The following is a 9,925-nucleotide window of genomic DNA, read 5'->3' as shown; positions in this document are numbered from 1 at the left end:
AATGCACGGCAATTTAAGTTGGATGGTAAACGGGAAAGGGCTTATCCAAGAGTCCTTAAAATGAGTAAAAACAAGTATCCGGTTAGACCAAAGAAAAATGCCGTTCACTCTTAAGTGAACGGCATTACAGTCTAGGCTGGGTTATTTTTTGCCTGAAATTGAAATTGAAAATGCAATTGTGAATCAAACTACGCGATGACTATTAAGTGACATGCTGAAATGAAACGGCTTTGCTGCCAGCCTTACGCGACTTGGATGAGTGATTTGAAATCGCCTATTGATTGAAGAACGAATGCTGATATCTCATCAATCCTCAGCACTGAAAATCCTAAATCAAGTGACGTGCAGTCAGTCTAAAGTCATCTTTAAGACTGTTTAAATTTCTAATTTTTCCAGCTCAGACAACACGTTATTCCTATTTTTTGCTTGTTTCCCCGCCTTATTCACCTAAATCCCACTCATTCTTGTTCGACATTGGTCTAACCTGTTGAAAAAGTTGAAACTGTATCCAAATGTAAAATCATTGTTAACTCGTTGAATTTGTTTCTATTCACTATTTATGGACAGTGTTTTGAATCACGGGTTAGACGAAAGTCGTGATTGTGCTCACACCAGCTGTTGCTAGATTAAACAAGACTTAAAATTAAAACAGCACAGGGGAGTCACTATGGGTTTTGAAAACAATGACAAGGCAAAAGGTTATTGGCGCGAGAATTTACGTCTCGTACTGAGCTTATTAGCCATTTGGGCGGCAGTCTCTTTTGGATGCGGCATTTTATTGGTTGATGTACTCAATGAAGTCCATTTCATGGGATTCAAATTAGGTTTCTGGTTTGCACAGCAGGGATCTATGTATGTATTCGTTGCGCTTATTTTTGTCTACGCGGCAAAAGCCAACGCCTTAGATAAAAAATATAACGTACAAGAAGACTAAGGAGCGTTGAGATGGATGTTCAAACACTAACGTATATTATCGTAGGGCTCTCGTTTGCGCTCTACATTGGGATTGCAATCTGGACCCGTGCGGGTTCGACCAAAGAATTCTATGTTGCAGGTGGCGGTGTTCACCCTGTTGTTAACGGTATGGCGACGGCGGCGGACTGGATGTCGGCGGCGTCATTTATTTCGTTAGCGGGTATTGTGTCTTTCGTCGGTTACGATGGTAGCGTGTACTTAATGGGCTGGACGGGCGGTTACGTATTGTTGGCCCTGTGTATGGCGCCGTATTTACGTAAGTTTGGTAAGTTTACTGTGCCAGATTTCGTTGGTGAACGTTATTACTCACAGGCGGCGCGTACTGTCGCGGTTATCTGCGCCATCTTTATCTGTTTTACTTATATTGCAGGGCAAATGCGCGGTGTGGGCGTGGTGTTCTCGCGCTTCTTAGAAGTGGAAGTCGATACGGGCGTGTATATCGGTATGGCGGTCGTGTTCTTCTACGCCGTACTCGGTGGTATGAAAGGGATCACTTACACTCAGGTTGCTCAGTACTGTGTATTGATTTTCGCTTTCATGGTGCCAGCCATATTCTTGTCTGTGATGATGACAGGCCACATTATTCCACAAGTGGGTTTCGGTGCTGAACTGCTCGATGCCGCGGGTAATAATAGTGGTGTTTACTTGCTTGAAAAACTCAACAATGTGTCAACTGAACTTGGCTTTGCCCCTTACACCGACGGTTCTAAGAGCATGATTGATGTGTTCTGTATTACTGGCGCGTTAATGATGGGTACTGCGGGTTTACCCCACGTTATCGTGCGTTTCTTTACTGTACCTAAAGTGAAAGATGCGCGTATCTCTGCGGGTTGGGCGTTAGTGTTCATCGGTATCATGTATACTACAGTGCCTGCGTTGTCAGCGTTCTCTCGCGTCAACATGATTGAAACCATTAACGGTGCTGATTCGCAAGGTGTGGCCTATGAGTCTGCGCCGCAGTGGATTAAAAACTGGGAAAAAACCGGCTTAATCAAGTGGAACGACAAAAACGGCGACGGCAAACTTTATTACGCAGCTGGTAAGATGGAAGATCCTGCTAGTAAAAACGAAATGAAGATCGATAACGACATCATAGTATTAGCTACGCCAGAAATTGCTAACTTGCCAGCTTGGGTTATCGCCTTGGTTGCAGCGGGTGGTTTAGCGGCGGCCTTGTCAACCTCTGCGGGTTTGTTGTTGGTGATTTCAACCTCGGTCTCACACGATTTACTCAAGAAAAACTTGATGCCAAATATCTCCGATAAAAAAGAGCTGATGTTTGCTCGTTTAGCGGCGGGTGTGGGCATTGTGATTGCGGGTTACTTTGGGGTAAATCCACCAGGTTTTGTGGCCGCGGTGGTGGCGTTCGCCTTCGGGTTAGCAGCATCATCACTGTTCCCTGCGATCATCATGGGTATCTTCTCTAAGACAATGAACAAAGAAGGCGCGATTGCCGGTATGTTAACGGGTCTACTGTTTACAGCCAGCTATATCATCTACTTCAAGTTTGTTGACCCAACGGGTAACGTTGCCGCTAACTGGTTCCTCGGTATTTCACCAGAAGGTATCGGTATGGTGGGTATGTTAGTGAACTTCGGTGTGGCGGCGTTAGTGAGTCGTGTGACTACGGCAACGCCATTACATGTTCAGGAGATGGTCGAATCGATTCGTTTCCCTAAAGGTTCGGGTGAAGCGAGCGGTCACTAAGCTCATCGCTTAATCATTGCATCAACATAAGAGAGCGCTTCGGCGCTCTTTTTTATTGCGCATTTGGAAAGTATTTTGCCCTGTAGTTGAATGAGTCTATTGAGGAGTTAACGGGTGCATCCTAAGGCTGACTTTAGTCGAATGTAGCGCAGCGACAATGCAGGCTATAGTGATGACATATAAGTAAAAGTTTCGCCTAACAGAAGGTGTTGCCTATGAATGCCAGTGAGTTACAACCCGTAGTGCAATTTCTACAAGGGCTAGTGCCTTTTGATACTCTGCCTGAAGATGTTGTGGTGCGCTGTGCTAAGGCTGTCACTGTCGGGTATTACAGTAAAGCCTCTGGTTATGTCAATTTCGATGCTAACTCGCCCAAGTTGTATATGGTGCGTAGCGGCGCCTTTGAGGTGCGCGATCCTGAAGGTGTGCTGGTCGATAGAGTCGGCGAGGGAGAGTTTTTTGGTTTTTCGACCTTGTTATCGGGGGAGAAAGTCGTCAACAAGGTCGCTATTCTCGAAGACGGTTTGGTTTATCATTTGCCCCAAAGCTTGTTCGATAACCTTAGAAGCGAGAGCCGCAACTTCGATAAATTTTTTACCCGCGCATTTGCTAAACGTTTACGTCATGAGGCTCGTTTTAAGGCGAAAGATCTGACGACCACTAGCCGGATCAGCACGTTAATGTCATCCGCGCCTATTGTTATCGATGCCCACGCGAGCGTGACGCAGGCGGCACTCTTAATGCGAAACAGCCGAGTGTCATCCCTGTTGGTCACGGATAATCACAAGCTAGTTGGAATTTTAACCGATAAGGATTTGCGTAACCGGGTATTAGCGGCGGGGCTCGACGGCCATATCGCAGTGCATCAAGCCATGACAGTTTCGCCGATCTCAATTTCATCCAATGCGTTGATTTTTGAAGCCATGTTGCTGATGAGCGAACATAACATTCATCACTTACCCATTATCGACCAAGATAAAGCTATCGGCATGGTGACCAGTACTGACATCTTGCGCGGGCAGGGCTCGCAACCGCTGCTGTTGATTGGCGAGATTGAACGTCAGCAGGATCTTGCCAGTTTAATTAGCGTCAGTAAGCAAATTCCGCTGTTACTGCAAAATTTGATCAGTGCCGATGCCAGAGCCGAAGAAATTGGCCGAGTATTAACGTCAGTCACCGATGCGCTGACACGGCGGTTAATCGTGCTCAATCAACAATTGCTCGGTGAGCCGCCCATGGCTTTTTGCTGGTTGGCGTTTGGATCACAGGGACGCCAAGATCAAGCGGCGTGTTCAGATCAAGATAATGGTCTGTTAGTCGCAGAAGAGATGGATGATTTTGCCAAAGGTTATTTCGATGCCTTAACCCATGCGGTGTGCGCTGGGCTTGACCAATGCGGTTATGAGTTTTGCCCCGGCAACATTATGGCGCAAAACCCACAGTGGCGAATGTCGCTTAAACAGTGGCAACAAGTATTTGAAAAATGGGTAATAACGCCCGAGCCTAAGGCGTTACTGAACGCCAGTATCTTCTTCGACATGCGCTCGGTGTACGGCCCACAAACCTTATTTGATGCGCTGCAGGATAAAGTCTTGGCTCAAACCCGTGATAACGATATTTTCCTCGCGGGCATGACAGGCAATTCGCTGGTGGAGTCGCCACCGCTGGGCTTTTTCCGCAAATTTGTCCTCGAACGTGATGGCAGCGAAGTCAAAGGCATAGATTTGAAGCATAAGGGCAATGCTTTAATCAATGATATTGCTCGTGTTTATGCCCTGTCGGCAGGGATCAAAGAAGTGAATACTGCGAAACGTATCCGTGCCTTGATGGACGCAAACATTCTCAATCGTAAAGATGCGCTTAATCTTGCCGATGCCCACGAGTTTATCGCCCATATGCGGTTATCGAACCAAGGTTATCAACATAATCTCGGGCTAGAGGTGAGCAATTATCTGTTACCCGCACATTTATCTTCGCTGGTCCGCCATCAGCTACGTGATGCCTTTAAAGTGGTGCATGAGGCGCAGGCGGGGATGAAGATGAAGTTCATGCGAAGTTTTTGATATGAATACACTGCTGCTGAAAACGAAACTTAATTGGCGGGCGCTGCGTTGCCAACATCAGTTATTTAAGGGCTATTATCAATCGCTATTACCTCTGCTGGCGATGCCGTTATCCGAAGCACCTTTGATGACGATGGATTTAGAGATGACAGGTCTCAATCCGCAGCAAGATCAAATCCTCAGTATTGGCTTAGTGCCGATTGAGCGCGGTGAGATCCCTTTGGCGCGCGCCGAGCAAAAATTAGTGCAAATTCGTGGCAGTGTCGGCCAGAGCGCGACGATCCACGGGATCCTCGATAATCATCTGGTGCAGGCGGTGACGATTGAGGAAGCCATGGGCTGGTTTATCAATCAAACCTATGGGCGGGTGCTGGTCGCACATCATGCTCCGCTAGATTGTCGCTTTCTGCAGCAGGATTTATTGGCCATTTATCATCAAGCCCTTGTCCTACCCGCCATTGATACACTCATGCTTGAAAGGCATCGTTTGCTACGGGAACACTCAGTGATTAAAGAGGGCAGTTTGCGCCTTGGCGCTTGCCGCGAACGTTACGGTTTGCCCATTTATACTGCCCACAGTGCGTTGACCGATGCCTTAGCTTGCGCTGAATTATTATTGGCGCAAATGGCGGCCATGGGCGGGGCGGGGCAACTTACTGTGGCTGACTTATTGCGGCAATCGACTTAGCAGTTTCAGTTTTAATTCACTCTTTGTGGATGAGTTAATCGAGCTGAGGTGATGCTGTTTTACGCTGATCTAACTTTAATCTCACTCTGATTTCATCTTAGGTTAATTACTGACAGGCTAGACTTGAAACCTAATCCTAAGCTTAACTTTAAAGCTTAAATTCAATGCCGCCAACTTGGCAATCCAACTAACTTGTACTTCACTCTAATAAACTGAGTGTGTAGGAGAACATGATGCCGTTACCTTTGCTTTGGATGGGAGGTGCCGTAATTGGCGCAGTTTTGTTGGCCGATGAGCGCGAGAAGCGTCAGCAACTTGAGCGCGATAGATTACTCGGTAAAGCGCCTAAGTATCCCGTCGCCAAGCGCGCTATGGTGGCGGCGCCGAGTCAATGGCAAAAGGGATTAAAACAAGTTGCGCCAATCCCAGGCAGTATTGTCTGTTGTTATGTCTTTGGGGTGATTGAACATACCGGTATTTGGCTGGGTGATGATTGCCTCGTAGAGTTACATGGCTCAGGGTTGGTGCGGGCCGTGTCGGTAAAGCGTTTCTTGGCGGGGCGAACGGGCAGCCAAATCTATCTTGCCTGTAATCATCAGCATCAGCCTCTTATTGCTGACTCTGTATTAACCCGCGCCGAGCAGGCGATTTATCAGTATCGGGAATATGATTTATTTGACAATAACTGTCATCGATTTGTCTGGTCTTGTATTAGCAATAGTGAAAGGGGCGAAGAAGCGGTTAAAGGTTTTAATGAGTTAAATCAAAAACTCGCCGAGTATTTTAATCAAGCTATCTATTGGGATGAGATGATCATGAGCAAGCTGAATGAATAAGTTTTGTCGTCATAAACTAAAAAAGCCATCGATTAAGATGGCATTTTGTCTTCGTAAAACAAGATGTTATTGTTTTGCAGAAACCGTTTATGGCTTACAAAAATAATCCACAGCGCGTTTAACTAACTCTATGCCCGTTTTATCGCAAGGCGGTAACTCGGCATCACTGATATTGATAGGCGTCACGCGATCGCCCCATTGCAGCAAGAGTGCGGCAGAGGTTAAGCCCGCACCAAAGGCACAAGAGAGTATGGTTTGATTCGGCTTAATCACGCCTTGCTCTAATGCATCACAAATCGCAATTGGGATAGTTGCCGCTGAGGTATTGCCATAGTTGGCAATGTTAACGAAGGCTTTTTCTTTCGGAATTTTCATCCGACTGACTAAGGTATCGATAATGCGCTCGTTGGCTTGATGCGGGATAACAAGATCCACTTCATCTTTATCAACGCCACATTTTTCAAGCACTTTAGTGCTCAACTTGTTCATGCCGTTAATCGCACGCTTGAAGATTTCTTGGCCATCGAATTCAATAAAGAAATCCAATGACTCGGCAGAGAATCTGTCCATCGCCGTGCCAAAGCCCGCTTTAAGAATGTCACGACCTTCAGGATCGTTATTCAGCTCATAACCGAGCACGCCACCGGCAACATCTGTTGCTTCAACAACAACGGCACCTGCGCCATCGCCGAATAACACGGCAGTTTCGCGGCGTGACCAATCTAGATAGAAAGATAAACGTTCAGCACCAATGACTAATACTTTCTTGCTCTGACCACTCTTGATTTGTGAGCTGGCTAAACCTAAGCCATATAAAAAGCCACTGCAGGCAGCATTGATGTCGAACGCGGCACAACTGGCGCCAATATTAGCTTGTACAGTGGATGCGATATTCGGGATCAAAGTGTCTGGGCTGGCGCTAGCCAGAATGATCATGTCAATTTCACTGCCATCGATACCCGCAGCTGCGAGCGCGCGTTGTGCTGCAACTGAAGCGAGTTCAGAGGTGTTAACATGACTGATATGGCGCTGGCTGATGCCGGTGCGAGATTTAATCCATTCATCGGATGTCTCGATAAAGGTCGCAAGATCATCGTTGGTCAAGGTGGCTGGTGGAACACATTTGCCCCAACCTGTGATAGTGGCGTACTGCATGGTGGTTTCTCTCAAATAAAAAAGGCAGAACCTGAGCGCTGCCTTGAATCGACAACAAAGCTTATCGGCAACTCTAATGGCCGTCCGTGATCTAGACCACCTGTTTGGCGACGAGATCTCGAATTGTCATTGCGGCATGCAGAATATGATGACGCAGTAGCGCCGTCGCTTTTTCTGTTTCTCTCAGTTTGCAGTGGTTGAGCAAAGCCCTGTGCTCATGCTCTGCAGCAGGAATCCCCCCCGCAAGCAATAACTGCAAACGAATGTATCTATCACAATTAGTATTGAGGCCGTGAACAACCTCAAGGGTGTGTGGACGATTAGCCGCCTGATATAAGCAAGTGTGAAATTGCGTATTCAACTCGCTCCAACTGGCAACGGCATCCTCATGTTTGAAGGCCGATTCCAATTGTTCGAGTACACGTTCAGCTTTTTCTAAATCAGCGTCTTGAAGTCGCGGGATCGCTTTAGCGAGCAGATCGGTTTCGATCATGGCACGTAATTCAAAAAGTTCGGTGACTTGCTCGACGGATAACACGGTCGCCGTCGCACCTTTATGGGGCTCGAACTTAACGAGTCCTTCGGCTTCGAGTTGCAATAAGGCTTCTCTCACCGGAATACGGCTGACATTTAACGCTTCAGCCAAGGCACTTTGTCTGAGTGGTTCTCCTGCGGCTATGTCACCTGAAAGAATTCTCTCTCTGAGCACTTCAACAACTAACTGGGTGCGGGTTTTGTGGACTATAGGCGTAGTTCGACTCATTATTTCCGTCTATTTCGGGTATTTTCTCGTTATCTGCCCAAGATTACCGTTAAAAACACCACAAATAAAGGGGAATGCTTGATTGAATGCTGCATCTTAGGGGTTAACAATGCCCAAACTGCGAGGGTTTTGATGGTTCTAGCGTTCTCTATTAAACGCCGTTCTTGGAATCAATCTCTATTGCAACGGCTATCATTTTTCTCAGAGGGCTGTTTATCTCTTGTAATGAAGTACTTTGATTAGCCAGATCACAGGCTCATCAATTGAGCATGAACTCAAAGGTGTAGAGAAAGTTGGACAAGGCATTTCCAGCACTGGGGCTTTTGGGGACAGTTTTGTTTACATCTCGCCATAAGTAACGTCAACGCTCAATTTAGCGCTAAAAGCACAACTTCGCGGTGCAATTTCTGATAATGAATGGAATAATAGCGCGATAACGCCTTAGGCGATTTTGGAGTATTACAGTGAGTCGAGCAGTATTTTTAGACCGTGATGGCGTGATTAACAAAGATCATGGTTATGTCCACTTAGTGGATGACTTCGAATATATCGAAGGTGTGTTTGAATCTTGCCTCTCTTTGAAGGAAATGGGCTACAAGTTAGTTGTCGTCACAAATCAATCTGGTATTGCCCGTGGTATGTACACAGAAGATCAATTCCACAGCTTAACGGAGTGGATGGATTGGAACTTTGCCGACAAAGGCGTTGAACTCGATGGTATCTACTATTGCCCGCACCATGCTGAAAATGGCATAGGGGAATATAAGGTCGACTGTGATTGCCGCAAACCTAAGCCGGGTATGCTCAATGATGCAGCGCAATTCTTAAACATCGACCTAGCACTCTCAGTCATGGTTGGCGACAAAGCCGAAGATATGCAGGCAGCGAAAGCTGCTGGCGTGACCACACGTATATTAGTGCGCAGTGGTAAGGTTATTGCTGATGACAGCGATGCCACTGTGGTACTGGGCAGTATTGCCGATGTGCCAGCTTACTTAAAAAGCCTGGGCTAGTCGCTGCACTACTACTTATAAGCAGATAAACATTTGCTGATAAGTTCATCTCAAGCAGCAACTATCACAGTAACCAGTGGCGCAAGTTGTCGCTCTTGTTGGATGAGAGTTTGCGAGAGAATCGATCCAACATGGCATAAAGAGCTAACCTATAGGTTGGCTCTTGTCATTTCTAGCGCAGGATTAACCTCATCTTTTGCCTTAATCCAGCACAAATTCGATAATGTTGGCGTTAAAATACACTTTTAGTTTAAAAAGTGTGCGCTTGAGTCGTTTTTCGTAATTATTCGTGCCAAAGGGGTTGCGGTAAAATCTGATATCCCTATAATGCGCATCCACTGACCCAGCGGGGTCAAGGGTTAAACGCTGAATAAGCCGCCAACCATGCTCTTTAACAATTTATCAAGCAAATCTGCGTGGACACTCACAGGTGTTGAGTTAATCGAAACTGCTTAACCTTCGGGTTGGCAGTCAAAATTTTAAATCAACCAATTCTTTCACGAGAGTGATGAGTGTTCATAGCAATATGTACAAAGACTTACTACTTATTTTCGAATAAATAGAAGTCGAACAGAATTCGTTGAGCCGCTGAAGTCGCAAGACGGAAGCAAAAAACTTTAATTGAAGAGTTTGATCATGGCTCAGATTGAACGCTGGCGGCAGGCCTAACACATGCAAGTCGAGCGGCAGCGGGAAGATAGCTTGCTATCTTTGCCGGCGAGCGG

At 46.4% G+C, this 9,925-nt stretch carries 8 protein-coding genes and 1 rRNA gene; 7 read left to right on the top strand and 2 right to left on the bottom strand.

What is annotated here, in order from left to right:
- Positions 1 to 667: 667 nt before the first annotated feature.
- The 5 genes from MO387_RS20515 (at position 668) to MO387_RS20495 (ending at position 6,269) form a co-directional block, all read left to right on the top strand.
- The gene (locus MO387_RS20515) at positions 668 to 934 is read left to right on the top strand and encodes a DUF4212 domain-containing protein (RefSeq protein WP_106650870.1); all 267 of its coding nucleotides are present in this window, start codon (positions 668 to 670) and stop codon (positions 932 to 934) included.
- Between the two features lie 11 nt (positions 935 to 945).
- Entirely contained in the window at positions 946 to 2,682 is a 1,737-nt protein-coding gene (locus MO387_RS20510) for a sodium:solute symporter family protein (protein ID WP_006082141.1), read from the top strand.
- A gap of 215 nt (positions 2,683 to 2,897) precedes the next feature.
- On the top strand, positions 2,898 to 4,745 hold the full coding sequence (locus MO387_RS20505) for a DUF294 nucleotidyltransferase-like domain-containing protein (RefSeq protein WP_107948071.1): 1,848 nt from the start codon (positions 2,898 to 2,900) through the stop codon (positions 4,743 to 4,745).
- Between the two features lies 1 nt (position 4,746).
- Positions 4,747 to 5,433 (top strand): exonuclease domain-containing protein, encoded by a 687-nt coding sequence (locus MO387_RS20500; RefSeq protein ID WP_107948069.1) that lies wholly within the window; start codon positions 4,747 to 4,749, stop codon positions 5,431 to 5,433.
- Positions 5,434 to 5,666: 233 nt separating this feature from the next.
- On the top strand, positions 5,667 to 6,269 hold the full coding sequence (locus tag MO387_RS20495; protein WP_107948067.1) for a lecithin retinol acyltransferase family protein: 603 nt from the start codon (positions 5,667 to 5,669) through the stop codon (positions 6,267 to 6,269).
- An 87-nt stretch (positions 6,270 to 6,356) separates the two neighbouring features.
- Here the strand turns inward: MO387_RS20495 and MO387_RS20490 are convergent, their stop codons facing one another.
- Together MO387_RS20490 and MO387_RS20485 are read right to left on the bottom strand one after the other, a co-directional pair.
- Positions 6,357 to 7,424, bottom strand: a complete 1,068-nt coding sequence (locus MO387_RS20490) for a ketoacyl-ACP synthase III (protein WP_006082137.1) — start codon at positions 7,422 to 7,424, stop codon at positions 6,357 to 6,359.
- A 91-nt stretch (positions 7,425 to 7,515) separates the two neighbouring features.
- Complete coding sequence (locus tag MO387_RS20485; protein ID WP_106650864.1) at positions 7,516 to 8,187, bottom strand: GntR family transcriptional regulator; 672 nt, start codon at positions 8,185 to 8,187, stop codon at positions 7,516 to 7,518.
- A 464-nt stretch (positions 8,188 to 8,651) separates the two neighbouring features.
- On the opposite strand from MO387_RS20485, the gene gmhB reads away from it, so the two are divergent.
- Both gmhB and MO387_RS20475 read left to right on the top strand, forming a co-directional pair.
- Complete coding sequence (gene gmhB / locus MO387_RS20480; RefSeq protein WP_107948063.1) at positions 8,652 to 9,200, top strand: D-glycero-beta-D-manno-heptose 1,7-bisphosphate 7-phosphatase; 549 nt, start codon at positions 8,652 to 8,654, stop codon at positions 9,198 to 9,200.
- 618 nt (positions 9,201 to 9,818) lie between these two features.
- A 16S ribosomal RNA gene (locus tag MO387_RS20475) occupies positions 9,819 to 9,925 on the top strand; the annotation flags it as partial.

The organism is Shewanella sp. N2AIL, from assembly GCF_022690845.1.
Classification (GTDB): domain Bacteria; phylum Pseudomonadota; class Gammaproteobacteria; order Enterobacterales; family Shewanellaceae; genus Shewanella; species Shewanella baltica.
The sequence above is the reverse complement of the archived record's forward strand: the minus strand, read 5'-3'. Positions and strand labels throughout refer to the sequence as shown.